This window comes from Variovorax paradoxus (assembly GCA_016806145.1).
GTDB lineage: Bacteria > Pseudomonadota > Gammaproteobacteria > Burkholderiales > Burkholderiaceae_C > Variovorax.
This window is the reverse complement of record CP063166.1, coordinates 6,065,353-6,091,712: the sequence shown is the minus strand read 5'-3', so window position 1 is coordinate 6,091,712 and position 26,360 is coordinate 6,065,353. Positions and strand designations below refer to the sequence as shown.

Sequence of the window (26,360 nt, the reverse complement as noted above, 5' to 3'; positions counted from 1 at the left end):
GATTAGCTAGAGCAACTGGTCCGGCGCCAGCGGTCCGAAGAGCTTGAGCAGCAGGCGCAGGCTCAGGCTGGCATCGGGCTCGGTCCGGCTGTCGGGCAGGCCGCTGCCCTCGGGTGCGTGCCAGACCAGCGAGCCGTCGACCAGTTCGACATGCCACGCGCGCTCGCGCAGCCCGCGCTCGATCTGCTCGGCCGCCAGGCCCGACAACTCGCCGCTGCGGATCAGGAGCGCGATCTCGGTGTTCTGCAGTTGCGAGCGCAGGTCGAGGTTCATCGAGCCGACCACCAGCAGCCGGCCGTCCATCACCAGCACCTTCGAATGCAGCATCGCGCGCGACTCGCCGGTCACGCTGCTGCCGCCGGTCGAGCCGGTGGAGCCGCCGAAGGCGCTGCCCAGGCCGGCCTGCTCGCTGCGCAGCTCGTACAGGCCGATGCCCATCTTCAGCAGCTCCTCGCGGTGGCGTGCGTAGCCGACGTGGGCCACCGGCGCATCGTTCGAGGCCAGCGAGTTGGTCAGCACCCGGATGCGCACGCCGCGCGCGCGGGCGGCGGCGAAGGCCTGCTTCATGTCGGCGCCGGGCACGAAGTAGGGCGAGATGATCAGCAGGTCGGAGCGCGCCTGGCCGATGAGCTGCAGCAGCCCCTCGACCACCGTCTCGCTGCCGGCCGCCAAGTCCGAATCGGCCGTGAGCGCGGCCGCGCTGCGCGAGACCCTGGGCTTGTCCTCGGGCTGGCTCACCACCAGGCCGGGCGCGCGGGCACCGTCAGGGCCTCCGGGCACGTCGGCCGGGATCTTGCCGGGCTGGTCGGCCAGCATCGCGGCCGGGGCCCAGACGAAGCGCGCGCTGCGCAGGTCGAGCGGCTTCTCGTCCCAGGCGCGCGCGCGCTGCGCGGCGGTGGGCGGCCCGTCGGGGCGGGGCTCGCCGTCGGGCGGCTTGGGCTGATCGCCGGAGGTCGCCGGGGCGGCGTCGGCGTCGCGCGCGCGGGCCGATTCCTCGGCCAGCTCCCGGTCGGTCTGGCGCGCACGGTCGCGGATCGCCTGCAGCTCCTCGCGCGAGACCAGCGACTGCGCCGGATAGGCGCGCTCGTTGTTCCAGTAGCTGTCGAAGCTGCGCGAGAGGTCCTGCACGATCGGGCCGGCCGCGAGCACGTCGACATCGATGAAGTTGCCGTTGAGCGAGTTGCCGAAGTAGGCGTCGCCGAGGTTGCGCCCGCCGGTCACGCCCAGCACGTTGTCGGCCAGGAACAGCTTGTTGTGCATGCGCTGCTGGATGCGCGAGGCGTCGCCGGCCGAGTTCAGCAGCCGGCTGAAGGTCGAGCCGCGCGCGCCCGCGAGCGGGTTGAACAGCCGCAGCTCGATGTTCGGCACGAAGGCCAGGCCCAGCACCAGCGCGTCGCGGCCGGTGCTGTGGAAGTCGTCGAGCAGGATGCGCACCCGCACGCCGCGCTCGGCCGCGGCGCGCAGGCCGCGCACCAGGCGCCCGGTGCTGGCGTCGACGTGGATGGCGTAGTACTGGAGGTCCAGCGTCTTCTGGGCGCCGTCGATCAGCGCCAGCCGGCTGCCGTAGGCCGCCTGCGGACCCGCGAGCAGCAGGAACCCCGATTCGTAGCGCGCCGCGTCGGCCCGGCGGCGCTCCTGGACCAGCGTGGCGAGCGGCGTGCCGGCCGGGGAGGCCAGCGCGGTGGACACCGGGCGGTCCACGTTCTGGGGCAGTTGGGCGCAGGCGCCGAGGACGAGCAGCAGGGCCGCCGCCATCGATCGGCCGAGGAACGCTGGAATGAACGGCATGCGGTGGACTCCCCCGGCGCTTTCTGTTGTCTGGATTGGGTGGGAGCCGCATGTATAGCCGAGGTCGCGGCCGCCCGGCGTCGGACGGCAGGCGGACTCAGCGGCTCGCGCCCAATTCCTCCTGCCGTTCCATCGCGCTCAGCAGTTCGTCGTCGATCTGGGTATGGCGCGCGGCCAGCTCGGTGGCGCGCGAGGCATCGGTGGCGTAGATCGCGCCGCCGTCGAGCGCCAGGATCTCCGCGATGCGCTTCTGCTCGCTTTCCAGCGATTCGATCAGCGCGGGGAGGGCGTCGAACTCACGCTGCTCCTTGTAGCTGAGCTTCTTGCGCGATGCGCTGGCGGGGGCCGGTGCCACGCCGGCGGCGGGCGGCGGGGGCGCCACGGCGGGCGTGGCGGTCGCGGCCAGGCGCTGCTCGGCGATCTCGCGCGCGCGGCGGGACTGGATCAGCCAGTCCTGCACGCTGCCCTCGTACTCGCGCCAGCGGCCGTCGCCCTCGTAGGCGATGGTGCTGGTCACCACGTTGTCGAGGAAGGTGCGGTCATGGCTCACGAGGAACACCGTGCCGTCGTAGTCCTGCAGCAGGCCTTCGAGCAGTTCCAGGGTGTCGATGTCGAGGTCGTTGGTCGGTTCGTCGAGCACCAGCACGTTGGCCGGGCGGGCGAACAGGCGCGCCAGCAGCAGCCGGTTGCGCTCGCCACCGCTCAGCGAGCGCACCGGGGAGTTGGCGCGCGCGGGGGAGAACAGGAAGTCCGACAGGTAGCTCTTGACGTGCTTGCGCTGGCTGCCGATCTCGATCCATTCGCTGCCGGGGCTGATGAAGTCCTCGAGCGTGGCGTCGAGGTCGAGCTTGTCGCGCATCTGGTCGAAGTAGGCGACCTCGAGGTTGGTGCCGCGGCGGATCTTGCCGCTGTCGGGTTCGAGCTCGCCGAGGATCAGCTTGAGCAGCGTGGTCTTGCCCGCGCCGTTGGGGCCGAGCAGGCCGATCTTGTCGCCGCGCAGGATGGTGCCGCTGAAGTTGCGGATCACGGTCTTCTCGCCGAAGGACTTGGAAGCCTCGGTCAGCTCGGCCACGATCTTGCCGCTGGCCTGGCCGGTGGCCACGTCCATGTTGACGCTGCCCTGCACCTCGCGGCGGGCGCTGCGGTTGGCGCGCAGCGCCTCGAGGCGGCCGATGCGGCTCTGGCTGCGGGTGCGGCGGGCTTCGACGCCCTTGCGGATCCAGACCTCTTCCTGCGCCAGCAGCTTGTCGGCCTTGGCGTTGATCACCGCCTCCTGGGCCAGCTGCTCTTCCTTCTGGAGCAGGTACTGCTCGAAGTTGCCGGGGTAGGAGCCGAGCTTGCCGCGGTCGAGTTCCACGATGCGGGTGGCGACGCGGTTCAGGAAGCTGCGGTCGTGGGTCACCGTGACCACGCTGCCCTTGAAGTCGATCAGCAGCTGTTCGAGCCACTCGATGGAGTCGAGGTCCAGGTGGTTGGTGGGCTCGTCGAGCAGGAGCACATCGGGCGCCGCGACCAGGGCCTGTGCCAGGGCGACCCGCTTGCGGGTGCCGCCCGACAGGTTGCCGACGCGGGCATTGCGGTCCAGATGGAGGCGGTGCAGCGTCTCTTCGACGCGCTGCTCCCAGTTCCAGGCATCGAAGGCCTCGATTTGGGACTGGAGGGCGTCCAGGTCCAGGCCGTCCGCACCCGACAGATAAAGGTCGCGCACGGCGATCACCTCGGACAGGCCGGCGCTGGCGGCGGTGAACACGTCGGCCTCCATGTCCAGGGCGGGTTCCTGCGCCACATAGGACACGCGCAGGTGCTGCTGGTATTGGAGGGCGCCGTCGTCGGGCTTCTCCAGTCCCCCCAGTATCTTGAGCAGGGAGGACTTCCCCGCGCCATTGCGGCCGATCAGGCCGATGCGCTCCGATTCAAGGAGAGAGAAGTCCGTGTGATCGAGCAGCGGGACGTGACCGAACGCCAATTGGGCGTCGAGGAGTGTGATGAGTGCCATGTGGGGCGGATTATCCGAGGAGCCTGTTCTGCCTGCGGCAGCGCGTAGCGCTGCCGCAGGCAGGAAAGCCGGGCGGTCGATTTGTTGGCGGCGCTCTTGCAGTGCCGAATAAATGGCATATACTCGCTGGCTGGGCTGACGATGCGGCAACGCAAAATCAGGTCGACAGGCCCGAAGGCGAAAGCCGAGGGCAGGTTGATGAAGCAGTCGAAAAAACTTCTCTCGAAGTTGACGCATGTTGAGAAATCTGTGCATAATCGAGGGCTTCGCTGACTGGCTTCGGCGGTGATGACGAAAGTCATCGAGTTGGAGTCAAGCGGTGAAGAAGATGAAAAAAGTTTTGACGGTTCTTTAAAAACCGTGTTAGACTACAAGGCTTCGCTGATCGCAGCGAACAAGACGAAGTAAACGACAAGTTGCTTCGGTGATCGTTAAAAAATTACAGCCGATAAGCGTGGGCGTTTGAAGGTAATTGCGTAAGTTCTTCGGAACAAGTCGCAAGACTTAAAACGCTCATGAGAATAGAAGTGAAGTTCACTTCAATTCCGTTTTTGTGAGTTTTGCTTGATCGCGAGATCAGGCGCAAATCAAGATCGAACTATAGAGTTTGATCCTGGCTCAGATTGAACGCTGGCGGCATGCCTTACACATGCAAGTCGAACGGCAGCGCGGGAGCAATCCTGGCGGCGAGTGGCGAACGGGTGAGTAATACATCGGAACGTGCCCAATCGTGGGGGATAACGCAGCGAAAGCTGTGCTAATACCGCATACGATCTACGGATGAAAGCAGGGGATCGCAAGACCTTGCGCGAATGGAGCGGCCGATGGCAGATTAGGTAGTTGGTGAGGTAAAGGCTCACCAAGCCTTCGATCTGTAGCTGGTCTGAGAGGACGACCAGCCACACTGGGACTGAGACACGGCCCAGACTCCTACGGGAGGCAGCAGTGGGGAATTTTGGACAATGGGCGCAAGCCTGATCCAGCCATGCCGCGTGCAGGATGAAGGCCTTCGGGTTGTAAACTGCTTTTGTACGGAACGAAACGGCCTTTTCTAATAAAGAAGGCTAATGACGGTACCGTAAGAATAAGCACCGGCTAACTACGTGCCAGCAGCCGCGGTAATACGTAGGGTGCAAGCGTTAATCGGAATTACTGGGCGTAAAGCGTGCGCAGGCGGTAATGTAAGACAGTTGTGAAATCCCCGGGCTCAACCTGGGAACTGCATCTGTGACTGCATTGCTGGAGTACGGCAGAGGGGGATGGAATTCCGCGTGTAGCAGTGAAATGCGTAGATATGCGGAGGAACACCGATGGCGAAGGCAATCCCCTGGGCCTGTACTGACGCTCATGCACGAAAGCGTGGGGAGCAAACAGGATTAGATACCCTGGTAGTCCACGCCCTAAACGATGTCAACTGGTTGTTGGGAATTCACTTTCTCAGTAACGAAGCTAACGCGTGAAGTTGACCGCCTGGGGAGTACGGCCGCAAGGTTGAAACTCAAAGGAATTGACGGGGACCCGCACAAGCGGTGGATGATGTGGTTTAATTCGATGCAACGCGAAAAACCTTACCCACCTTTGACATGTACGGAATTCGCCAGAGATGGCTTAGTGCTCGAAAGAGAGCCGTAACACAGGTGCTGCATGGCTGTCGTCAGCTCGTGTCGTGAGATGTTGGGTTAAGTCCCGCAACGAGCGCAACCCTTGTCATTAGTTGCTACATTCAGTTGGGCACTCTAATGAGACTGCCGGTGACAAACCGGAGGAAGGTGGGGATGACGTCAAGTCCTCATGGCCCTTATAGGTGGGGCTACACACGTCATACAATGGCTGGTACAAAGGGTTGCCAACCCGCGAGGGGGAGCTAATCCCATAAAACCAGTCGTAGTCCGGATCGCAGTCTGCAACTCGACTGCGTGAAGTCGGAATCGCTAGTAATCGTGGATCAGAATGTCACGGTGAATACGTTCCCGGGTCTTGTACACACCGCCCGTCACACCATGGGAGCGGGTTCTGCCAGAAGTAGTTAGCTTAACCGCAAGGAGGGCGATTACCACGGCAGGGTTCGTGACTGGGGTGAAGTCGTAACAAGGTAGCCGTATCGGAAGGTGCGGCTGGATCACCTCCTTTCTGGAAACAAGCAATTTAATTTAAACGCCCACACTTATCGGTTGTTGGAAGAAGTCGGTTGTCTTCGATTTTGAAGGCGATTGGCGAATGGGTCTGTAGCTCAGCTGGTTAGAGCACCGTCTTGATAAGGCGGGGGTCGTTGGTTCGAGCCCAACTAGACCCACCAAATCTTCTGATACCTCGTGTGAGAGAAAACTGAGGGATTTGGGGGATTAGCTCAGCTGGGAGAGCACCTGCTTTGCAAGCAGGGGGTCGTCGGTTCGATCCCGTCATCCTCCACCACAACCAATCATCGGTTCCCCTCGGAACGTTTCAACACCAAAGCGGCTTCCTGCGAAGGCATGAGGCTTCTTTGTTGTTGATCGGGATCTCCTGATCAATCGGCTGTTCTTTAAAAATTCATAGAGTTGAATCAGCGTTGCTGACGGAAAGAGCTTCATGGCTCACCGTGCCGTCAGCAACTTGAATTTTTGATTGCGTCAATATGAACTTCAATTTCGAGTCAAATCGATTTATGAAGACGGCATAACGCGCCAGGTGAAAGACCTGGCAATTCCTTGATTGACTTTGGTTTCTGTGAAGAAACGTCAAAGTTATAGGGTCAAGTGAATAAGAGCACGTGGTGGATGCCTTGGCGATGATAGGCGACGAAGGACGTGATAGCCTGCGATAAGCTTCGGGGAGCTGGCAAATTAGCTTTGATCCGGAGATTTCCGAATGGGGAAACCCACCGAAAGGTATCGCATGATGAATACATAGTCATGCGAGGCGAACCGGGTGAACTGAAACATCTCAGTAGCTCGAGGAAAAGACATCAACCGAGATTCCGAAAGTAGTGGCGAGCGAAATCGGAAGAGCCTGCTAGTGATAGCACAAGACTTATCAGAACGGCTTGGAAAGGCCGGCCATAGTGGGTGACAGCCCCGTACGTTAAAAGACTTGTGTGGTACTGAGCTAGCGAAAAGTAGGGCGGGACACGTGTAATCCTGTCTGAATATGGGGGGACCATCCTCCAAGGCTAAATACTCATCATCGACCGATAGTGAACTAGTACCGTGAGGGAAAGGCGAAAAGAACCCCGGGAGGGGAGTGAAATAGATCCTGAAACCGCGTGCTTACAAAAAGTAGGAGCCCGCAAGGGTGACTGCGTACCTTTTGTATAATGGGTCAGCGACTTACATTCAGTGGCAAGGTTAACCGAATAGGGAAGCCGTAGAGAAATCGAGTCCGAATAGGGCGATCAGTCGCTGGGTGTAGACCCGAAACCAAGTGATCTATCCATGGCCAGGATGAAGGTGCCGTAACAGGTACTGGAGGTCCGAACCGACTAGTGTTGCAAAACTAGCGGATGAGCTGTGGATAGGGGTGAAAGGCTAAACAAACTTGGAAATAGCTGGTTCTCTCCGAAAACTATTTAGGTAGTGCCTCAAGTATTACCTTCGGGGGTAGAGCACTGTTTTGGCTAGGGGGTCATGGCGACTTACCAAACCAAGGCAAACTCCGAATACCGAAGAGTACAGCTTGGGAGACAGAGCACCGGGTGCTAACGTCCGGACTCAAGAGGGAAACAACCCAGACCGCCAGCTAAGGTCCCTAAAATTGGCTAAGTGGGAAACGAAGTGGGAAGGCTAAAACAGTCAGGATGTTGGCTTAGAAGCAGCCATCATTTAAAGAAAGCGTAATAGCTCACTGATCGAGTCGTCCTGCGCGGAAGATGTAACGGGGCTAAGCCAGTTACCGAAGCTGCGGATTTGCAATTTATTGCAAGTGGTAGGAGAGCGTTCTGTAAGCCTGTGAAGGTGCGTTGTAAAGCGTGCTGGAGGTATCAGAAGTGCGAATGCTGACATGAGTAGCGTTAAAGGGGGTGAAAAGCCCCCTCGCCGTAAGCGCAAGGTTTTCTACGCAACGTTCATCGGCGTAGAGTGAGTCGGCCCCTAAGGCGAGGCAGAGATGCGTAGCTGATGGGAAACAGGTCAATATTCCTGTACCGTTATACAGTGCGATGTGGGGACGGATCTTAATAGGTCATCCGGGTGTTGGATATCCCGGTTTAGTTGGATGTAGGCGTGCATTAGGCAAATCCGGTGCACATATACCGAGGCCAACGATCGAGCGAGCTTGCTCGCGAAGTGACTGAACGAGGTTCCAGGAAAAGCCACTAAGCTTCAGCTGTATACGACCGTACCGCAAACCGACACTGGTGCGCGAGATGAGTATTCTAAGGCGCTTGAGAGAACTCAGGAGAAGGAACTCGGCAAATTGACACCGTAACTTCGGAAGAAGGTGTGCCCTATTAGTGTGAAGTGAACAACGGAGCATGAATGGGTTGCAAAAAATCGGTGGCTGCGACTGTTTATTAAAAACACAGCACTCTGCAAACACGAAAGTGGACGTATAGGGTGTGACGCCTGCCCGGTGCTGGAAGATTAAATGATGGGGTGCAAGCTCTTGATTGAAGTCCCAGTAAACGGCGGCCGTAACTATAACGGTCCTAAGGTAGCGAAATTCCTTGTCGGGTAAGTTCCGACCTGCACGAATGGCGTAACGATGGCCACACTGTCTCCTCCTGAGACTCAGCGAAGTTGAAATGTTTGTGATGATGCAATCTCCCCGCGGAAAGACGGAAAGACCCCATGAACCTTTACTGTAGCTTTGTATTGGACTTTGAACAGATCTGTGTAGGATAGGTGGGAGGCTTTGAAGCAGGGTCGCTAGATCTTGTGGAGCCAACGTTGAAATACCACCCTGGTGTGTTTGAGGTTCTAACCTAGGTCCATTATCTGGATCGGGGACAGTGCATGGTAGGCAGTTTGACTGGGGCGGTCTCCTCCCAAAGCGTAACGGAGGAGTTCGAAGGTACGCTAGTTACGGTCGGACATCGTGACGATAGTGCAATGGCATAAGCGTGCTTAACTGCGAGACTGACAAGTCGAGCAGATGCGAAAGCAGGACATAGTGATCCGGTGGTTCTGTATGGAAGGGCCATCGCTCAACGGATAAAAGGTACTCTGGGGATAACAGGCTGATACCGCCCAAGAGTTCATATCGACGGCGGTGTTTGGCACCTCGATGTCGGCTCATCTCATCCTGGGGCTGTAGCCGGTCCCAAGGGTATGGCTGTTCGCCATTTAAAGAGGTACGTGAGCTGGGTTTAAAACGTCGTGAGACAGTTTGGTCCCTATCTTCCGTGGGCGCTGCAGATTTGAGGAAGCCTGCTCCTAGTACGAGAGGACCGGAGTGGACACACCTCTGGTGTATCGGTTGTCACGCCAGTGGCATTGCCGAGTAGCTAAGTGTGGAAGAGATAACCGCTGAAAGCATCTAAGCGGGAAACTCGTTTCAAGATGAGATCTGCCGGGGCCTCGAGCCCCCTGAAGAGTCGTTCAAGACCAGGACGTTGATAGGTCAGGTGTGGAAGCGCAGTAATGCGTTAAGCTAACTGATACTAATTGCTCGTGCGGCTTGACCCTATAACTTTGATCAGTCAGATCAAGGTGTTATGCCAAGTTGACGCATTCAAAAACACATTCAAATAACGCCTAAGCGCGTGCTGATTCAAAACTCTATGAATTCGTTTGGTTGATCATGTGATCAGCCAAGCAACCCTTTATGCCTGATGACCATAGCGAGTTGGTCCCACTCCTTCCCATCCCGAACAGGACAGTGAAACGACTCAGCGCCGATGATAGTGCGGGTTCCCGTGTGAAAGTAGGTCATCGTCAGGCTCTTACAGCCAAAAAAGCCCCAACCAATCGGTTGGGGCTTTTTTCTTTGCGCAAGCAAAAGCAAAACAAAAAGCGCATCGGCCAAAATGATGCGCCTTTTTATTGCCGATTCAATTCAAAGATTGAGAATTTCGTATTCGGTCGATTCGGCCGCCTTTGCCGCAACGAGCTCGCCCAAAATCTCCTGCGCCAGCACATCCAGCGCCACGCCCTCGAAGAACCGGCCGCACACCATGGCCAGATAAGGCGTCTCGCGCACCCAGGCCATCCAATCCGCGCGCGACATCCGCTGCTTTTCCAGCAGCTTGAACTTGATCAGCACCTTGATCGCATGCCGCGCATGCTTGGTGGGATCTCGTTGCAGCCCTTCGAGCCGGCGCCGTGCCACCTTCAACGCGCCTTCCACATCCGTGAAGACCGACCCATGCCCCGGAATCACGATCGATGGCGCCAGGCGCTCGATCAGATTCAGAGTGGCCGCCATCTCGCCGAATGAAGGCTCCCCCTTCAACTCCGGAAAAGCGATACCAAACCCGTTCTCCCACAGCGCATCGGCAGACGCCAAAGTCCGCGACACAGGCTCGAACAGAATGACCGAATGCGGATCGTGACCCGGCGCCGCATGAATCTGCCAGTGCAGCCCGCCGACCTCGCGTTCCGTCCCGGGCTGCAGCAGCGCCGAGGCACGAAACCGCGGGCAGCTCTGCCCCGTCGCCTTGAAGCTCAGCGCGTCTTCATCCCAGCGACCCACCAGCGCCGCCTCGCCCGGCGGAATCTCGATGCGAAGGGCCGGATAGCGCGCCTGCAGCGCCGCGTTCCCGCCGCAATGGTCGCTGTGCAGGTGCGTGTTGAGCACCCGGTCCAGCGGCCGACCGTCCAATGCCGACTCGACCAGCGTCACCGTCTGCTCGGCATGGGTCACATAACCGGTGTCGATCAGCGCCGTCTCATCGGCGCCGATCACGAGGATGTTGTTGGACGACAGCCACCCTCGCTCGAGCACGACGACATTCGCCGGCAGCCCGGCGACCGCCGCCGCGCTCATTCAATGAGCCGCGGAGGCGGCGGTGCGAAGTTCGCGGCGCAGGATCTTGCCGACGTTGGTCTTGGGCAGCGCATCGCGGAATTCGATGTGCCGTGGGCGCTTGTAGCCGGTGAGTTGTCCATTGCAGTATTGCAGCACAGCCTCCTCGGTCAGGCTCGGGTCGCGGCGCACCACGAACACCTTGATCGCCTCGCCCTGCTTCTCGTCGGGCACACCGATCGCCGCGCATTCCACCACACCCGGGCACAGCGAGATCACGTTCTCGAGCTCGTTCGGGAACACGTTGAAGCCGCTGACCAGGATCATGTCCTTCTTGCGGTCGACGATGCGGCTGTAGCCGTCCTCCTGCATCACGGCGACGTCGCCGGTGCGCATGAAGCCGTCGGGGGTGAAGGCAGCCGCCGTCTCGGCCGGCTGGTTGTAGTAGCCCTTCATCACGTTCGGTCCCTTGATGCAGAGTTCGCCGGATTCGCCGATCGGCATCGAATTGCCTTCATCGTCCTTGATCGCGATCTCGATGCTCGGCAACGGCAGGCCGATGGTGCCGGTGAACCTGGTGTTCGACACCGGGTTGTTGGTGCCGATCGCGCAGGTCTCGCTCATGCCCCAGCCTTCGATCATCGGGCAGCCGGTGGCCTCGAACCAGCGCTTCGCCGTGCCCTCCGACGCCGCCATGCCGCCGGCCTGCGAGACGAACAGCGTCGAGAAATCGATGGTCTTGAACTCGGGATGCATCAGCAGCGCGTTGAACAGGGTGTTCACCGCCGGCAGCATGTGGAAGGGGCGCTTCTTCAGCACCGCGATGAACTTGTCGAAGTCGCGCGGGTTCGGCACCAGCGTCATGTGCGACCCCTGGCGGATCACGAGCAGGCACAGAGTGAGCGCGAAGATGTGATACAGCGGCAGCGCCGCGATGCTGTTGACCTTCGCGAGGTCACCCGCGCGCGCGAGCGCCGGCGTGAACCAGGCCTCGGCCTGCAGGGTGGCGGCCACGATGTTGCGGTGGGTGAGCACCGCGCCCTTCGACAGCCCGGTCGTGCCGCCCGTGTACTGCAGGAAGGCGATCGAATCGAGCGTGCTCTTGTCCGCGGCCAGCGTGCGGCCGCGCCCTTCGCCGAGCGCCTGCGAGAACGGCGTGACCGTGCGGCCATCGCTCAGCGGCAGCTTGAACGGCGGCACCATCTTCTTCAGGTGCCGCACCGCGAGCGTGATCCAGCTGCCGTAGAGGCCGCCGAGCAGGTCGCCCATCGCCGTGATGACCACGTGCTTCACGGGCGTCTTCTCGATCACCTGCTCGAGCGTGGAGGCGAAGTTCTCGAGGATCACGATCGCCGTCGCGCCCGAGTCCTTGAGCTGGTGCTCGAGCTCGCGCGCGGTGTACAGCGGATTGACGTTCACACAGGTGTAGCCGGCGCGCAGCACGGCACACATGGTGACCGCGAACTGCGGGATGTTCGGCAGCATGATCGCCACGCGCGCGCCGGGCTCGAGACCGCGCGACTGCAGCCAAGCGCCGAGTGCCTTCGACTGCGCATCGAGCTCGCCGTACGACATCCAGCGCTCCATGCACACCGAGAACGGGCGATCGGCATAGCGGCCGAAAGCCTCGTCGAACATGTGGGAAAGCGATCGGTACTGCTCGGGATCGATCTCGTGCGGTACGCCGGCCGGATAGTGCTGTCGCGCGGATGTCTGCATGCAAGCTCCTTTGGCGCGGATTGTGGGAGCCGCACAGGACAAGCGACCAGCGGGCTTGTCCTAGGTAAATGCATCGGCTGTCGCCTGCGCGATAGCTGCCGATCGATGCATGGAGCGAACGGGAGCCGCGCACTTCGGCGCCGCTGCCGAAAAAGAAGCTCAGGCCTTGCCGGATTCGCCGGGTTGCAGCACGCCGGCCGGAATGTCGGTCGCCGTCTCCAGCGCCCGGTACAGCGGCGCGAAGTCGGGCTCGGTCAGGTCGAACAGCTGCGCGAAGCTGTCGATGACGAAGTAGTTGGCCTGGTAGGTGTCGATCTTGTAGAGCGTGCGCATGGTGCGCAGCAGATCGAGCGGCAGCCGCAGCGGCTCGTTCGAGCGCACCGCGTGCTGCAGCTCGCCGACCGAGCTCAGGATGCCGGCGCCATAGGCGCGCAGTCCATCGGGCTGGCGGATCAGCCCGAACTCCACCGTGTACCAGTACAGCCGCGCCAGCTTCTCGCCGGCATCGAGTTCGTGGGCCTTGATGCCGCCCGCGCCATAGCGCTGCACGTAGTCCGCGAAGGTCGGATCGAACAGCATCGGCACGTGCCCGAACAGGTCGTGGAACACGTCGGGCTCGACGATGTAGTTGAACTCCTCGGGCTTGCGGATCCAGTCGGTGACCGGAAACTTGCGGTTCGCGAGCAGCGTGAAGAAAGGCAGCTCGGGAATCAGCCCCGGCACCGCCACGATCTCCCAGCCGGTGGCCTTGTGCAGCCGCTCGTTGAGCTCCTCGAAGCGCGGGATGCGGTCCTTCACGCCCAGCAGCGGCAGCGCCTTGATGAAGGCATCGCAGGCCAGCCCCGGCAGCTGCGCGGCCTGGCGCTCGTAGAGCCGCTTGTAGGTGTCGTGGTCGGCCGCCGTGTAGCTGGCCCAGTCCTGCGCGCAGGTGTAGTCGGCCTGCACCGTGCCGCCACGCGAATAGTCGCCGCGCGGCGGGCGATCGGAGGCGCCGTAGACGGCGGGCGTGACGACGGTGGCAGGGGTGTCCATGGGTGCTTCGGTTGATTACTTGAGCCAGCGGTCCATGACGCGCTGGAAGTCGCCGCCGGCCTGCTGCAGGTGCAGCCATTGGTCGACATAGGCCTTGAAGGCCACGTCGTCGCGCGGCAGCATCCAGGCCATTTCGCCGTATTGCAGCGGCTTGTCGGGATTGATCGCGCACAGGCCCGGCTTGAGCTTCTGCTGCACGATCGCCTCGGCCGACTCGGTCACGAACACGTCGGCGCGGTTGGCGAGGATCTCGTCGAAGATCGTCACGTTCTCGCCGTGCAGCGTGAGCCGGGCCTGCTTGAAGTTGGTGCGGGCGAAGCGTTCGTTGCTGCCGCCCGGATTGAAGATCACGCGCGTGGCCGGCTTGTCGATGTCGGCCACGCTCTGGTACTTGGCCACGTCGGCGCAGCGCGCGATCGGCGTCTTGCCGTTGACCATGTAGGGCGCGCTGAAGAAGGCCCGCTTCTGGCGGTCGGTGGTCACCGACACGCCGCCCACGGCGATGTCGCACTTGCCGGCCGCGAGGTCGGGCAGCAGGTTGGCCCAGGTGGTCTTGATCCACTCGGGCTTCGCGCCCAGGCTGGCGCTGAAGCCGGCCATCAGGTCGACGTCGATGCCTTCGAACGAGGCATCGGCCTTCTGGAAGCTGAACGGCCGGTAGTCGCCCGGCGTGCAGACGCGCAGCACGGCCGCCTTCTGCACGCTGTCGAGGTGCGAGCCCGATGCGACGCCGGCCGGCGCGCCTCCCGGCCCCGCCGCGCATCCCGAAAGAACGACCGTCGCAGCGAGGGTGGTCAGGCCGATCGAGAGGATGTTGCGCATGCGGAGCTCCTGGAGGATGGAAGGAGCGCTTATTTTGCGGCGCTCAGCACGCCGCGGCGCATCTGGTCGAGCTCGATGCTCTCGAACAGCGCCTTGAAGTTGCCGTTGCCGAAGCCGTCGTCGCCCTTGCGCTGGATGAACTCGAAGAAGATCGGGCCGAGCTGGTTCTCGCTGAAGATCTGCAGCAGCAGCGCGTCCTTCTTGCCGTCGATCAGGATCTTGCGCTTCTGCAGCTCTTCCACGCTCTCGCCATGGCCCGGGATGCGCTTGTCGACCAGCTCGTAGTAGGTGTCGATGGTGTCCAGCAGGGTCACGCCCTTGGCGCGCAGCGCGTCGACCGTCTCGTAGAGGTCGTCCGAGCCCATCGCGATGTGCTGGATGCCTTCGCCCTTGTACATGTCCAGGTACTCCTGGATCTGGCCGGCCTGTTCCTTGCCCTCTTCGTTGATCGGGATGCGGATCTTGCCGCAGGGGCTGGTCATGGCCTTGCTCTTCACGCCGGTGACCTGGCCTTCGATGTCGAAGTACTTGATCTCGCGGAAGTTGAACAGCTTCTCGTAGAAGCCGGCCCAAGTGTTCATGCGGCCGCGGTAGACGTTGTGCGTCAGGTGGTCGATGTAGGTCAGGCCGTTGCCCTTGGTGGTCAGGGCGTCCTGCGAGGCCACGCCCGGCAGCGGTTCGAAGTCCACGTCGTAGAAGCCGATGTTGCCGATGTCGCCGGGCTTGGCGCCGTTCTTGCCGGGCCAGCGGTCGACCAGGTAGATCAGGCTGTCGCCGATGCCCTTGATGGCGGGGATGTTCAGCTCGCCCGGGCCCGCCTTGTCGGCGAAGCCCCAGGCGCCCAGCGAGGTGGCGCGCTCGTAGGCGGCCTTGGCATCCTGCACGCGGAAGGCGATGGCGCACACGCTCGGGCCGTGCTCGCGCGCGAAGCGCTGCGCGAACGAATCGGGCTCGGCATTCAGGATGAAGTTGATCTCGCCCTGGCGGTACAGCAGCACGTTCTTGTGGCGATGCTTGGCGATGGCCGTGAAGCCCATGCGCTCGAAGACCTTGCCCATGGCGACCGGATCGGGTGCCGCGTATTCGATGAATTCAAAGCCGTCGGTGCCCATGGGGTTGTCCCAGGGCGTGAAGGCGGGCGCGTCGGCGTGGCTCATGGCAAGTCTCCGAAGAAGTGAGTGGAATCGGGGGATCGAGGGAAAAGAAAAGGATGGCGGCTCGGCCAGTGCAGCAATGTAGGTCGATTGCCGCTCATGATTTCAGCGTTTGCGAGCGTGTTTCTTGGATCGATTGCAGGAAAAATGCAAAAATCCCTTAATGGAAGCACTCGACAAGATAGATCGGCTGATTCTGCGCACGCTGCAAGCAGATGGCCGCGCCACCTACGACCAGATCGCCGAGCAGGTCAGCCTCTCGCCCAGCGCCGTGCTGCGGCGGGTCAAGCGGCTCGAGGAGCAGCGCGTAATCGACCGCTACGTCGCACTGGTCAAGCCCGAGGCCGTCGGGCTGGGCCTCACGGCGTACCTCAACGTGCGGCTCGAAAAGCACACCGAGAGCCACAAGCGCAACCCGATGGACCTGTTCCGCGCCAGCGTCCAGACCTGGCCCGAGGTCGTCGAGTGCGCCGCCCTCACGGGCGAGATGGACTACCTGCTGCGCGTGGTCGTGGCCGACATGGCCCACTACAGCCGCTTCATCATGGACACCCTGCTCAAGCACCCGAGCGTGCAGGACTGCAAGACCAGTTTCGTGCTCGACCGTGTCAAAGCCACCACGGCCGTGCCGGTCTAGGCACGAAAAAGTTGCTCGATGCACACGCTTTCGGGTATTGATTCACAAATGAGTCACGAAAGTGTCCCGCCGGGCTTGCGGGTTAAGGGAAAACCCTTACATTCAAGCCATGCTTACCGCCAAGGACCTCCTCAGGGCATCCCTCGGCCTCGGCTCTTTTCTGAAGGCGCCGATGGTTGAGGCCCAGCCACGCGCCGCCACCGCGCCGCAGCCCGTCATGGTGCCGATCCGCTCGATCGGCCCGCGCGAGCGCGACCGCATCGCCAGCCACCTGCTGGCGCTCAGCGCCCACGACCGCTATCTGCGTTTCGGCTATGCCGCGGGCGACGAGCAGGTGCAGCGCTATGTCGACGGCCTCGATTTCGATCGCGACGAGCTGTTCGGCATCTACAACCGCAAGCTCGAGCTGATCGCGATGGCCCACCTGGCTTTCGCGCCCGACCACCAGCCTAGCGACTGCGCCGAATTCGGCGTCTCGGTCTCGGCCCATGCCCGCGGACGCGGCTATGGCGCCCGGCTGTTCGAGCGCGCGGTGGTCGTGGCGCGCAACGAAGGCGTGGGCATGCTGTTCATCCATGCGCTCAGCGAGAACGCCGCGATGCTCAAGATCGCGCGCAATGCCGGCGCCACCGTGGTGCGCAGCGGTTCCGAATCGGAAGCCCACCTGCAGCTGCCGAGCGCCACCTTCGACAGCCGCATGAGCGAGATCGCGCTCGAGCACTACGCCGCAGTCGACTTCCACCTCAAGTCGCGTGCCAAGCAGTTCTGGGCCTTCCTGGCCAGCCTGCAGGAAGTCCGCAGCGGCGTGCGCAGCGCGCGAGGCAAGTCCGCGCAATAAGGCCCTCGGGCGGCCCGGCCCTGCCCGGGAACGCTCCTTGCATGCCCCCGGACGGACCCGGTAGAGCCTGTCACATGCAATCCGGTATCCTTGCACTCCCCCCAACTACGCCCTCCCGCAGTGGCCGAACCTCACCCTGAACGCGCACCCGTCGAACGGGAAGACAAGCGCGGGTTTCTCCAGAAGCTCGCCGAATTCATCCATCCCGGTCCGGACTCGCGCGACGAGCTGATCGAAACCCTGGCGGATGCCGAAGACAACCAGGTGATCGGCGCCGAATCGCGCGTGATGCTCGAAGGCGTGCTGCGCATGGCCGACATGACGGCCGGCGACGTGATGGTCGCGGCACCGCGCATGGACCTGGTCAACATCGACGCGCCCTACGACGCGCTGCTGCACCTGGTCATCGACACCGCGCACTCGCGCTTCCCGGTGTACGAGGGCGAGAAGGAAAACATCATCGGCATCCTGCTCGCGAAGGACCTGCTCAAGCTGCAGCGCGCGCCGGGCCTGAACATCCGCGCGCTGCTGCGGCCCGCCACCTTCGTGCCCGAGAGCAAGGGCCTCAACGACCTGCTGCGCGAGTTCCGTGGCAACCGCAACCACCTGGCGATCGTCATCGACGAGTTCGGCCGCGTGGCCGGCCTGATCACCATCGAGGACGTGCTCGAGCAGATCGTCGGCGAGATCGAGGACGAGTTCGACATCGCCGAGGACGAGGGCGACATCTTCGGCCTGGCCGACCACACCTACCGCGTCTCGGGCGACACGCCGATCGAGCGCGTGGCCGAGGCCTTCGGCATCGTGTTCGACGAGGAACAGCTCAGCGAGGACTTCGACACCATCGGCGGCCTGATCGCGCACGAGATGGGCCACGTGCCCAAGCGCGGCGAGCACCATGCGATCGGCGGCTTCGACTTCGTGGTGCTGCACACCAAGGGCGGCGCGGTGCGCTGGTTCAAGGTGTCGCCGGCCCGCGGCGGCGACGCGGCCGACTGATGCGCGCCGCATTGCTGGCCCTGGCCTTCCTGCTGGCCGGACTGGCGCAGGCCGCCTCGATCGCCATGCCCGGCTCGGGCCGGCCGATGTGGCTGCTGCAACTGGTGTCGCTCGGCGTCTTCGCCTTCGGGCTGCGCCGGCTGCGCGAGCAGCAAGCGGGCTGGCGCCGCGCCGGACTGCATGCCTGGCTGTTCTCCACCGCCTGGCTCAGCGGCACCTTCTGGTGGCTCTTCATCTCGATGCACACCTACGGCGGCCTCGCCGCGCCGCTGGCCGCGATCGCGGTGCTCGCGCTCGCGGCCGCGCTCGGCCTGTACTACGCCTTCGCCGGTGCCTGGTTCGTGCGGCGCGGTCCGCGCGGCACGGTCACCGGCGCGCTGGTGTTCGCCGCGCTGTGGACGCTGGCCGAGTTGGTGCGCGGCAGCTGGTTCACCGGTTTTCCCTGGGGCGCGGGCGGCTATGCCCATGTCGAGGGGCCGCTCTCGGGCTGGGCACCATGGGTCGGCGTCTACGGCATCGGCGCCGTGGCGGCCCTGGCTGCCGCGCTGGTCGCGCTGGCACGGCCCGCGGCCCGCGCCGAACTCGCGGGCGCCGCGTTGCTGATCGCCCTCGTGTTCGGCTTTCCGCTCGTGGCCCAGCCCTCGCGCGGCGAAGCCGCGGGCACGCTGCAGGTCGCGCTGCTGCAGGGCAACATCGCGCAGGACGAGAAGTTCATCCCCAACGGCGGCATCGAGAACGCGCTGCGCTGGTACGGCGAACAGCTGCGCGATGCCAGGGCCTCGCTGGTGGTCACGCCCGAGACCGCGATCCCGCTGCTGCCGCAGCAGCTGCCCGTGGGCTACCTCGAGGCGATCCAGGCGCGCTATGCGAGCGGCAGCCAGGCGGCCGTGGTCGGCCTGCCGCTGGGCGACCGCCAGGGCTACACCAACACCGTGCTCGGCTTCCGGCCCGGCGCTGCCTCGGCCTATGCCTACAGCAAGCACCACCTCGTGCCCTTCGGCGAGTTCATTCCCTTCGGCTTCCGCTGGTTCATCGACATGATGAGCATCCCGCTCGGCGACTTCCGCAGCGGCGGCCTCGCGCAGCCCGCGCTCGCCTGGCAGGGCCAGCGCATCGCGCCGAACATCTGCTACGAGGACTTGTTCGGCGACGAGATCGGCGCCAACTTCCGCGACGCGGCGACGGCACCGACCATCCTGCTCAACGTCAGCAACATCGCCTGGTTCGGCGACTCGATCGCCATCGACCAGCATCTGGCGATCTCGCGCATGCGCGCGCTCGAGTTCGCGCGGCCGATGGTGCGCGCCACCAACACCGGCGCCACGGTTGTCATCGACGCCGAGGGCCGCGTGACCCATGCGCTGCCGCGGCTCACGCGCGGCGTGCTCGAGGCACCGGTCGAGGGCCGCACCGGCCTCACGCCCTATGCGCGCTGGGTCGCGCACCTCGGGCTATGGCCGTTGTGGGGCCTGGCCTGCGCGATCGTCGCGCTCGCCTTCGTGCGGCGTCGCCGCGCGGCCTGACTCAGGCCGCCAGCGCGGCCGCGCGCGGCTTCACCGGCCAGTCGCGCAGCTTGCCGGGGTTCAGCAGGCCCAGCGGATCGAAGCGCCGCTTCACCGCGATCACCTCGGGCGGCAGCGGGCCGCCGGCCTTGCCATCCTCGACGATGTTCACGTGCGGGTTGTTGATGTGCACCTCGTGCTCGCGGTGGATCTGCATGATCTCCTGCAGCCGTTCCTCGGTGCTGAAGCGCACCAGCTGCAGGCCGCTGCAGGTCATCAGGCCCGCCACGTTGCGGATGAACTCCAGGTGCATCATCACCTCGCCGCCGAGCAGCTTCTCCATCTCGATGACCTGCGCCACGTGGCGCCCCGGCACGAAGCCGCTCTGCAGGTAGGTCAGGGTCGGGTCGACCTTGAGCGCGTGCAGCGTCGTGTGGTTCCAGGTGAATTCCATCAGGGTGCGGTTGCTCTTCTGCACCTCGGCCGCGGTCTTGCGGTAGCTCACGCTGCCGCCGAAGCTCTCGACCAGCTGCAGCAGCGCCGGCTCGCTGGCCTCGGCCACCAGCGACAGCACCGTGTGGCAGCCCTTGGGCAGGTGCGCCGCGAGTTGCGCCAGGTGGTCGGAGATCGGCGCCGCATAGAACGACACCTCGCGCTTCACGATGCCCGGCGCATTCGCGAGCCTGTCGGCGAAGTTCAGCGCGCCCTCGAAATCGGAGAAGGTCACGAGCGTCTCGAGCCACGGATGCGCGGGCGCCAGCGCGACCTCGAGCTCGAGCACCAGCCCGTTGGTGCCCCACAGGTGGTGCATGCGCATCGCCTCGGCACCGCGCAGTTCCACCACCTGGGGTTCGGGCTCGATGGTCATCGCGCGGATGCCGAGCACGTTGCCGGGCGCGCCCAGCGGCCCGTAGTTGATCGAGCCCACGCCGCCGAAGCCGCCGCCGAACAGGCCGCCGAGCGTGGCGCTGCGGTAGGTCGAGGGCACGCAGCGCATCTCCTGGCCGCTGGCCCTGGTCTGCTTCTCGAGCTCGCCCAGGCGGATGCCGGCCTGCGCGCGCGCCACGCCGGGCTGCACCCAGAGGCAGGCGTTGTAGCCGGTCATGTCGAGCACCACGCCGCCGGCCAGCGGCGTGGTCTGGCCGTAGTTGCCGGTGCCGCTGCCGCGCACGGTGATCGGCACGCCGTGGCGCGCGCAGGCGCCGACCACCGCGCGGATCTCGTCCTCGCTGCGCGGGCGCACCACCACGTCGGCATGCTTGCCTTCGAGCTGGCGCTTGAGCACCGGGCTGAACCAGGAGAAGTCCTGCGACAGCCGCACGACGCGGCCCTCGTCGGTGATCCAGTCGAGGTCGGGGAGTTCGAGCAGCAGCGGCCCGATGGGGAATTCTTGTGCGTTCATGTTGGGATCAGTCCTGGGAAAGTTCGCTCGCATGCCACGAGCCCAGCGCCACCTTGGTGAGCCAGGCCATCAGCACGAAGAGCGCGACGCCGGTGAGGGAAATCAGCAGCAGCGCGGCGAACATCCGCGGGATGTTCAGCTGGAAGCCGGCCTGCAGGATCTGGTAGGCCAGTCCCGCGCCCGAGCCGCCGGTGCCGGCCACGAACTCGGCCACCACCGCGCCGATCAGCGCGAGGCCGCTGGAGATGCGCAGCCCGCCGAAGAAGTAGGGCAGCGCGCTCGGGATGCGCAGCCGCACCAGTTGCTGCCAGCGCGTGGCGCGGTTGAGCTTGAAGTAGCTCTGCAGATCGGGGTCGATGCTGCGCAGGCCCAGCGTGGTGTTGCTGATGATCGGGAACAGCGCCACCAGCGCCGCGCACACCGTCATCGCGGCCGTCGGGTTCTTGACCCAGATGATGATCAGCGGCGCCACCGCCACGATCGGCGTGACCTGCAGCAGCACCGCGTACGGAAAGAGCGCGGTCTCGATGCGCTTGCTCTGCACGAACAGGAACGAGATCAGCACGCCCGCCACCGTGGCGAGCACGAAGGACAGCACGGTGATCTTGAGCGTGACCAGCAGCGCGCTGCCCAGCGGCGCCCAGTCGGTCACCAAGGTCTGCAGCATCAGCCAGGGCGAGGGCACGAGGTAGGGCGGCAGCTCCATCGCCACCACCATCCATTGCCACAGCGCGATCAGCAGCACGCCGATCGCCAGGGGATAGAGCACGCGCTGCACGCGCGGCTGGCTCAGCAGCGGCGTGCGGCTCATCGCGCGTGCTCCTCGTCGGCATGGCTGGCGCGCAGCAGGCTGTCCTGCAGCCGCTTCGCATGGCGTGCGAACTCGGGCGTGACCATGAAATCGGCGTTGCGCGGATAGGGTTCGTCGATCTGGAACTGCTCGACCACGCGGCCCGGCCGCGCGGCCATCATCACCACGCGGCTCGAGAGGAACACGGCCTCGTGGATCGAGTGCGTCACGAAGATCACCGTGAGCTTCTTCTTGCGCCAGAGCTCGAGCAGGTCGGCGTCGAGCTTGTGGCGCGTGATCTCGTCGAGCGCGCCGAAGGGCTCGTCCATCAGCAGCAGGTCGGGCTGCGTGACCAGCCCGCGCGCGATCGACACCCGCATCTGCATGCCGCCCGAGAGCGCGCGCGGCAGCGCGCTGGCGAACTTCTCGAGGCCCACCAGCGCCAGCGACTCCATCACGCGCGCATCGGCCTCCTTGCGCGGCACGCCTGCCAGGTCGAGCGGCAGCCGCACGTTGGTCTGCACGCTGGCCCAGGGCATCAGCGTGGGCGACTGGAACACGAAGGACATCCGGCGCGCGCTGTCGTGCAGCTGGCTCACCGGCTTGCGCCACACCAAAAGCCGGCCGTCGCTGGGCTCGAGCATGCCCGCCACCATCTTGAGCAGCGTGCTCTTGCCGCAGCCCGAGGGGCCGAGCAGCGTGACGAACTCGCCCTCGGCGATCGACAGGTCGACCGGCAGCAGCGCCTGCGTGCCGTTGGGATAGGTCTTCTCGGCCGAGAGCACTTCCACCGCGGGCACGGCAGGCACCGTCGGCGGCGCGAGAGTGTGGGGGTCGATGCGGTTCATGGCGTGGCGACGATCAGGGCAGCACCTTGGCGTCCTTCACGAACTCGGTCGTGTAGGTCTTCGCGAGCTCGACCTTGGCCGGGTCGAGCAGCTTGGCGCTCACGAGGAAGTCGTAGCTGGCCTTGGCGCGCGCATCGGTCATCACGCCGATGCCGAGCTTGCCGGCGTCGCCGCCCGTGATCATTCCCATCTCCTTGAGCTTGGCCACGCTGTAGGCGAGCTGGTCGTCGGTCATGTTGGGGTTGTCCTTCTTGATCAGCGCGTTGGCGGGCGCGGGATCGGCGAGGTAGCTCTTCCAGCCTTCGGCCGAGGCCTTGACGAAGGCCGCGACCTGCTTGCCGCGCTCCTTCACCGTCTTCTCCATGCACGACACGGTGGTGGCATAGGCCGGGAAGCCGTGGTCGCTGAACATCAGCACGGTGCTCTTCACGCCGGCCTTCTGGATCGCGTAGGGCTCGGAGGTCAGGTAGCCCTGCTGGGCCGTGTTCTTGTCGGCCACGAAGGGCTGGATGTTGAAGGTGTAGGGCCGGGTCTGCTCGTCCTTGAGGCCGAACTTGGCCTTGAGCCAGGGCCAGTAGCCGCGGTTGGCCTGCGCGCCGATCAGCAGCGTCTTGCCCTTGAGGTCCTCGAAGCCCTTCACGTCGTCGTGCGCGATCAGCACCTGCGGGTCCTTCTGGAAGAAGGCCGCCACGTTGACCACCGGCACGCCGCCCTCGCGCACCTGCATCATCTGGATGTCGCTCGAGCCCATGATGCAGTCGGCCTGGCCGGCCGCCATCATCTGCGTGATGTTGACCTGCGGGCCGCCCATCTTGATGGTCACGTCGAGGCCGTACTTTTTGTAGATGCCCTGCGCCACGGCCTGGTAGAAGCCGCCGTGCTCGGCCTGCGCGTACCAGTTGGTCATGTAGGTGAACTTGTCCTCGGCCTGCGCGGGCGCGGCGAGGAAGGCGATGGCGGCGGCGCCGGCCAGGGACAGTGCGAAGGAGCGCATGGGAGGACCTCTCTAGGGCGTGGGTGAAGAAAAAGGGGAAAGACGGGCCGATGCAAGAAGCAGGCTCAGGCCGGCGCGAAGGACTGCTGTACGAAGCCCTGCTGGTGGCCGCGCTCCCAGGTGGCTTCCTCGCGCACCACCCAGCGCAGCGCATGCAGCTCGGTCAGCGCCTGCACCCAGCTGTCGGACAGCGTGTCGAGGATCGCCTCGCCCTGTTCGCGCGTGGCGGTGGTCGGGTCGCCGATCACGCCGCTGGGGCCGAAGTCGCGCGCGGTCCAGGCGCAGGCCGGGCGGCCGTCGGCCGACAGCAGCTTGATCGGGAAGGGCGGCGGGAAGTTGGCCACCGCGCGCTCCATGTGCACCGTCTCGGGCGCGAGCGCGAGCATCAGCGCGGTCTCGGAATGGCCGGCATGCATCGCGAGCTTCTTCTCCTGCTCGCTGACCTGCTTGCTGGCCGCGCTCGGCAGCCGCGACACGCCGTGCGGCACCACCACGAAGTCGCCATGGCGCAGCCGCAGCTCGCGCGCCGCCATCTCGAGCACCTGCGGCTGGCCGCCGTGGCCGTTGGCGAACAGCAGCTTGCGAAAGCCCGAGCGGTAGACCGACTCGCCGATCTCGGTCACGGTCGACAGCAGCGTGGTGCCGGTCAGCGTCATCGTGCCCGGGAAGTGCAGGTGCTCTTCCGACTTGCCGTAGGTGATGGTGGGCAGCGCGAAGGCGCGCACCTCGGCCGGCAGCTTCTCGAGCGCCCTGCCCATCACGCCCGAGCTGATCACGCTGTCGACCGAGCACGGCAGGTGCGGGCCGTGCTGCTCGATCGCGCCGCAGGGCAGCACGATGACCGTGTTCTCGCGGTCGGGCAGCGCGGCGATCTCGGTCCAGCTCAGGTAGGGCAGGAAGCGGTGGGGAGGGATGTAGCCGTGGAGCATGGGGACGGTCCTTGGAGTGGTTCTGTTCGTTGAAGAGGGCTCAGGCGCTGACGGCGCCGCCGTGCGCGCGCCAGGCAGCGGGCACCTCGCCGTGCGCGACGCGGCCCGCGCGCAGCACCACGCGCTGCGCGCTGCGCGAGGGCCAGCCGAAGCGGTCGGCCGCGCCGAACAGCACGAGGTCGGCGCTCGCGCCGACGAGCGTCGGGCGTTGCACGGTGGCGTCGCGGCGCAGCCAGTCGGCGCGGCACAGCGCCTGCGACCAGGTCTCGAACGGCTCGTCGAGCTGCGCCACCAGCGCGGCCGTGCCCAGCGCTTCGACGGGGTCGAAGCTGCCGAGGCGGCAGAACGGGTCCTGCACGTTGTCGCTCGCGAACAGCAGCGGAATGCCGCGCTCGCGCGCTTCCTTCACCAGCGTGATGCCGCGCCGGCGCGGCGTACGGCCGGTCACGGCGTCCTGCAGCAGCAGGTTGGTGGCGGGCAGCGAGACCACCGTGATAGGCGCGCGCGCCACCGCGTCGAGCGTGGCGAGCGCCTGCGCCTCGGGCTGTTCCGCGAGCGCGCAGATGTGGCCGCAGACCACGCGGCCCTCGTAGCCGATCTCGGCCAGGATGCGCGCGGTGGCCGCCAGGCCCGTGGCCGAGGCATTGAGCTCCTCGTCCACGTGCAGGTCGATGTCGAGCTCGCAGGCCTGTGCCGAGCGCAGCAGGTTGCGCAACGCGTTCTCGCTCCAGTTGGTGGAGTGCACGAAGCCGCCGAGCAGCGCGTGCGGCCCGGTGGCCTTGACCTGCTTCGCGAGTCGCAGTGCCTGCGCCGCGTCCTCGAACAGCGGCAGCTTGATCAGGCTCACCTGCTCGAGCCGTACGCGGCCTTCCCATTCCTGCGCCAGCTCGGCCATCACCGGCCAGGCCATCGGCAGGGCATCGGGCTCCCACCAGTCGACGTGCGTGCGCAGGTGCGTGGTGCCGCATTCCCAGGCCCATTGCAGGCCGCGCGCCGCGCGTTCGCGCACGTCGGCGGGCGTCCAGTTCACGCGGTCGGCCAGCATCGCGTCGATGGCGCCGAGCAGGCCCGGCTGCACCGCCTTCATGCGCGGCAGCGTGAAGACCTTGTCGAGGTGCGTGTGGGCATCGACGAAGCCCGGCAGCGCGAGCGTGCCGCCGAGGTCCCAGCCCGCGGCGGGCGTCGGGGCATCGTCCGCGGGGCGCAGCGTCTGCACGCGGCCACCCTCTATCGCGAGCCGTGCGAGCGCCGGCACGCCGTCGCGCTGCGGCCAGTCGGCCGGCAGCAGCCAGCGCGGCAGGCGCAGCCGGTCGAGCAGCACGGGCGCGCTCATGCGAAGCGCGCCATGGCGTTGCCGACCTTGGCCATGAAGCGCTTCAGCTGGGGCTCGGTCGCCACGTTCATGTGGTAGTGGGCGTGGTAGTCGACCCGGGCGCCATGCCCGGTCAGCCGTTTCATGTAGCGCGTGACGATCTTGCGCGGCGGGTCGCCCATGTACATCGCCACCCAGCGCGGCCGGCCGTAGGTGACCACGGCGCTGATGCGCTTGATGTGCGTGAGCATCGGCTTCACGTTGGCGGGGTCGCTGATGTCGAAGGCCACGCCGGGCATGAACAGCCGGTCGAAGTAGCCCTTGAGCATGGCCGGCAGGCCGAAGCACCAGGTCGGGAAGCAGAACACGATGCCCTCGGCCCACTGCAGCCGCTCGACGTAGGGCTTGAGCGGCAGCTGGTTGGCCGGCACCTCGTGGTAGCCCAGCCGCTCCTCGCGCGAGAGCACCGGATCGAAGCCCTCGGCATAGAGGTCGCAGTCGTCGACCTCGTGGCCGGCCGCGCGCAGGTTCTTCAGCACCTCCTGGTGCAGGGCGGCATGGAAGCTGGTTTCGACCGGGTGGCAGTAGACGACGAGCACGCGCATGGTGTTTGACCGCTTAATCAGAGCAAGTGGTCAGGTTTAGCAAGCGACGTGCCAGCGCGGGCGCACCGGATTGGGGCCGGCGCGGTTCTGGCGGAGGAGGAGGGCGCCCGGGCG

At 64.7% G+C, this 26,360-nt stretch carries 18 protein-coding genes, 2 tRNA genes and 3 rRNA genes; 9 read left to right on the top strand and 14 right to left on the bottom strand.

From position 1 onward, the window contains the following. Nucleotides 1-6: 6 nt before the first annotated feature. Both INQ48_28515 and INQ48_28510 read right to left on the bottom strand, forming a co-directional pair. Complete coding sequence (locus tag INQ48_28515) at nucleotides 7-1,788, bottom strand: phospholipase D family protein (GenBank protein ID QRF57199.1); 1,782 nt, start codon at nucleotides 1,786-1,788, stop codon at nucleotides 7-9. A 97-nt stretch (nucleotides 1,789-1,885) separates the two neighbouring features. Beyond that, nucleotides 1,886-3,784, bottom strand: coding sequence for an ATP-binding cassette domain-containing protein (locus INQ48_28510; protein QRF57198.1), 1,899 nt, complete (start codon nucleotides 3,782-3,784; stop codon nucleotides 1,886-1,888). Nucleotides 3,785-4,379: 595 nt separating this feature from the next. On the opposite strand from INQ48_28510, the gene INQ48_28505 reads away from it, so the two are divergent. The 5 genes from INQ48_28505 to rrf all read left to right on the top strand — a co-directional run bounded on the left by INQ48_28505 (nucleotide 4,380) and on the right by rrf (nucleotide 9,639). Beyond that, nucleotides 4,380-5,914: ribosomal RNA gene (locus tag INQ48_28505) — 16S ribosomal RNA — on the top strand. Between the two features lie 89 nt (nucleotides 5,915-6,003). After that, nucleotides 6,004-6,080, top strand: a tRNA-Ile gene (locus INQ48_28500). 40 nt (nucleotides 6,081-6,120) lie between these two features. Beyond that, nucleotides 6,121-6,196, top strand: a tRNA-Ala gene (locus tag INQ48_28495). A 317-nt stretch (nucleotides 6,197-6,513) separates the two neighbouring features. Continuing rightward, nucleotides 6,514-9,384, top strand: a 23S ribosomal RNA gene (locus INQ48_28490). Nucleotides 9,385-9,526: 142 nt separating this feature from the next. After that, nucleotides 9,527-9,639 (top strand): 5S ribosomal RNA (rrf, locus tag INQ48_28485). Together the 16S, 23S and 5S rRNA genes with 2 tRNA genes alongside form the textbook arrangement of a ribosomal RNA operon. A 115-nt stretch (nucleotides 9,640-9,754) precedes the next feature. Here rrf and INQ48_28480 read toward each other — a convergent pair. From INQ48_28480 to hppD, 5 genes are all read right to left on the bottom strand, one after another. After that, entirely contained in the window at nucleotides 9,755-10,684 is a 930-nt protein-coding gene (locus INQ48_28480) for an MBL fold metallo-hydrolase (protein ID QRF57197.1), read from the bottom strand. Next, nucleotides 10,685-12,382, bottom strand: coding sequence for an AMP-binding protein (locus INQ48_28475; GenBank protein QRF57196.1), 1,698 nt, complete (start codon nucleotides 12,380-12,382; stop codon nucleotides 10,685-10,687). 159 nt (nucleotides 12,383-12,541) lie between these two features. Further along, the gene (locus INQ48_28470; protein ID QRF57195.1) at nucleotides 12,542-13,414 is read right to left on the bottom strand and encodes a phenylalanine 4-monooxygenase; all 873 of its coding nucleotides are present in this window, start codon (nucleotides 13,412-13,414) and stop codon (nucleotides 12,542-12,544) included. Between the two features lie 15 nt (nucleotides 13,415-13,429). Then, nucleotides 13,430-14,236 carry a transporter substrate-binding domain-containing protein gene (locus INQ48_28465; GenBank protein QRF57194.1) on the bottom strand — a complete coding sequence of 269 codons (807 nt, stop codon included), beginning with the start codon at nucleotides 14,234-14,236 and terminating at the stop codon, nucleotides 13,430-13,432. A gap of 29 nt (nucleotides 14,237-14,265) precedes the next feature. After that, nucleotides 14,266-15,393 (bottom strand): 4-hydroxyphenylpyruvate dioxygenase, encoded by a 1,128-nt coding sequence (hppD, locus tag INQ48_28460; protein ID QRF57193.1) that lies wholly within the window; start codon nucleotides 15,391-15,393, stop codon nucleotides 14,266-14,268. 160 nt (nucleotides 15,394-15,553) lie between these two features. Here hppD and INQ48_28455 point away from each other — a divergent pair, with 160 nt between their 5' ends. The 4 genes from INQ48_28455 (at nucleotide 15,554) to lnt (ending at nucleotide 19,387) form a co-directional block, all read left to right on the top strand. Then, entirely contained in the window at nucleotides 15,554-16,027 is a 474-nt protein-coding gene (locus INQ48_28455; GenBank protein ID QRF57192.1) for an Lrp/AsnC family transcriptional regulator, read from the top strand. Between the two features lie 109 nt (nucleotides 16,028-16,136). Continuing rightward, a complete protein-coding gene (locus INQ48_28450) occupies nucleotides 16,137-16,865 on the top strand; it encodes a GNAT family N-acetyltransferase (protein ID QRF57191.1) in 729 nt (242 codons plus the stop codon). Nucleotides 16,866-16,985: 120 nt separating this feature from the next. Continuing rightward, nucleotides 16,986-17,864, top strand: coding sequence for a CBS domain-containing protein (locus tag INQ48_28445; protein QRF57190.1), 879 nt, complete (start codon nucleotides 16,986-16,988; stop codon nucleotides 17,862-17,864). Continuing rightward, nucleotides 17,864-19,387, top strand: coding sequence for an apolipoprotein N-acyltransferase (gene lnt, locus INQ48_28440; GenBank protein QRF57189.1), 1,524 nt, complete (start codon nucleotides 17,864-17,866; stop codon nucleotides 19,385-19,387). The genes INQ48_28445 and lnt overlap by 1 nt, the downstream gene beginning before the upstream one ends. Before the next feature lies 1 nt (nucleotide 19,388). Here the strand turns inward: lnt and INQ48_28435 are convergent, their stop codons facing one another. The 7 genes from INQ48_28435 to INQ48_28405 form a co-directional block, all read right to left on the bottom strand. Beyond that, on the bottom strand, nucleotides 19,389-20,768 hold the full coding sequence (locus INQ48_28435) for an FAD-binding oxidoreductase (GenBank protein ID QRF57188.1): 1,380 nt from the start codon (nucleotides 20,766-20,768) through the stop codon (nucleotides 19,389-19,391). Between the two features lie 7 nt (nucleotides 20,769-20,775). Further along, entirely contained in the window at nucleotides 20,776-21,579 is an 804-nt protein-coding gene (locus INQ48_28430) for an ABC transporter permease (GenBank protein QRF57187.1), read from the bottom strand. Further along, a complete protein-coding gene (locus INQ48_28425; GenBank protein QRF57186.1) occupies nucleotides 21,576-22,406 on the bottom strand; it encodes an ABC transporter ATP-binding protein in 831 nt (276 codons plus the stop codon). The genes INQ48_28430 and INQ48_28425 overlap by 4 nt, the downstream gene beginning before the upstream one ends. A 13-nt stretch (nucleotides 22,407-22,419) precedes the next feature. After that, nucleotides 22,420-23,400, bottom strand: coding sequence for an ABC transporter substrate-binding protein (locus INQ48_28420; GenBank protein ID QRF57185.1), 981 nt, complete (start codon nucleotides 23,398-23,400; stop codon nucleotides 22,420-22,422). 65 nt (nucleotides 23,401-23,465) lie between these two features. After that, on the bottom strand, nucleotides 23,466-24,329 hold the full coding sequence (locus INQ48_28415) for a creatininase family protein (GenBank protein ID QRF57184.1): 864 nt from the start codon (nucleotides 24,327-24,329) through the stop codon (nucleotides 23,466-23,468). Between the two features lie 40 nt (nucleotides 24,330-24,369). Beyond that, on the bottom strand, nucleotides 24,370-25,662 hold the full coding sequence (locus INQ48_28410; GenBank protein ID QRF57183.1) for an amidohydrolase family protein: 1,293 nt from the start codon (nucleotides 25,660-25,662) through the stop codon (nucleotides 24,370-24,372). Next, nucleotides 25,659-26,246 carry an NAD(P)H-dependent oxidoreductase gene (locus INQ48_28405; GenBank protein QRF57182.1) on the bottom strand — a complete coding sequence of 196 codons (588 nt, stop codon included), beginning with the start codon at nucleotides 26,244-26,246 and terminating at the stop codon, nucleotides 25,659-25,661. The genes INQ48_28410 and INQ48_28405 overlap by 4 nt, the downstream gene beginning before the upstream one ends. Between the last annotated feature and the right edge of the window lie 114 nt (nucleotides 26,247-26,360).

What these genes read in the sequence shown, in the direction of transcription:
- INQ48_28515 (QRF57199.1), bottom strand. Translation starts at nt 1,788, where the DNA reads ATGCCGTTCATTCCAGCGTTCCTCGGCCGATCGATGGCGGCGGCCCTG.
- INQ48_28510 (QRF57198.1), bottom strand. Translation starts at nt 3,784, where the DNA reads ATGGCACTCATCACACTCCTCGACGCCCAATTGGCGTTCGGTCACGTC.
- INQ48_28480 (QRF57197.1), bottom strand. Translation starts at nt 10,684, where the DNA reads ATGAGCGCGGCGGCGGTCGCCGGGCTGCCGGCGAATGTCGTCGTGCTC.
- INQ48_28475 (QRF57196.1), bottom strand. Translation starts at nt 12,382, where the DNA reads ATGCAGACATCCGCGCGACAGCACTATCCGGCCGGCGTACCGCACGAG.
- INQ48_28470 (QRF57195.1), bottom strand. Translation starts at nt 13,414, where the DNA reads ATGGACACCCCTGCCACCGTCGTCACGCCCGCCGTCTACGGCGCCTCC.
- INQ48_28465 (QRF57194.1), bottom strand. Translation starts at nt 14,236, where the DNA reads ATGCGCAACATCCTCTCGATCGGCCTGACCACCCTCGCTGCGACGGTC.
- hppD (QRF57193.1), bottom strand. Translation starts at nt 15,393, where the DNA reads ATGAGCCACGCCGACGCGCCCGCCTTCACGCCCTGGGACAACCCCATG.
- INQ48_28455 (QRF57192.1), top strand. Translation starts at nt 15,554, where the DNA reads ATGGAAGCACTCGACAAGATAGATCGGCTGATTCTGCGCACGCTGCAA.
- INQ48_28450 (QRF57191.1), top strand. Translation starts at nt 16,137, where the DNA reads ATGCTTACCGCCAAGGACCTCCTCAGGGCATCCCTCGGCCTCGGCTCT.
- lnt (QRF57189.1), top strand. Translation starts at nt 17,864, where the DNA reads ATGCGCGCCGCATTGCTGGCCCTGGCCTTCCTGCTGGCCGGACTGGCG.
- INQ48_28435 (QRF57188.1), bottom strand. Translation starts at nt 20,768, where the DNA reads ATGAACGCACAAGAATTCCCCATCGGGCCGCTGCTGCTCGAACTCCCC.
- INQ48_28430 (QRF57187.1), bottom strand. Translation starts at nt 21,579, where the DNA reads ATGAGCCGCACGCCGCTGCTGAGCCAGCCGCGCGTGCAGCGCGTGCTC.
- INQ48_28425 (QRF57186.1), bottom strand. Translation starts at nt 22,406, where the DNA reads ATGAACCGCATCGACCCCCACACTCTCGCGCCGCCGACGGTGCCTGCC.
- INQ48_28420 (QRF57185.1), bottom strand. Translation starts at nt 23,400, where the DNA reads ATGCGCTCCTTCGCACTGTCCCTGGCCGGCGCCGCCGCCATCGCCTTC.
- INQ48_28415 (QRF57184.1), bottom strand. Translation starts at nt 24,329, where the DNA reads ATGCTCCACGGCTACATCCCTCCCCACCGCTTCCTGCCCTACCTGAGC.
- INQ48_28410 (QRF57183.1), bottom strand. Translation starts at nt 25,662, where the DNA reads ATGAGCGCGCCCGTGCTGCTCGACCGGCTGCGCCTGCCGCGCTGGCTG.
- INQ48_28405 (QRF57182.1), bottom strand. Translation starts at nt 26,246, where the DNA reads ATGCGCGTGCTCGTCGTCTACTGCCACCCGGTCGAAACCAGCTTCCAT.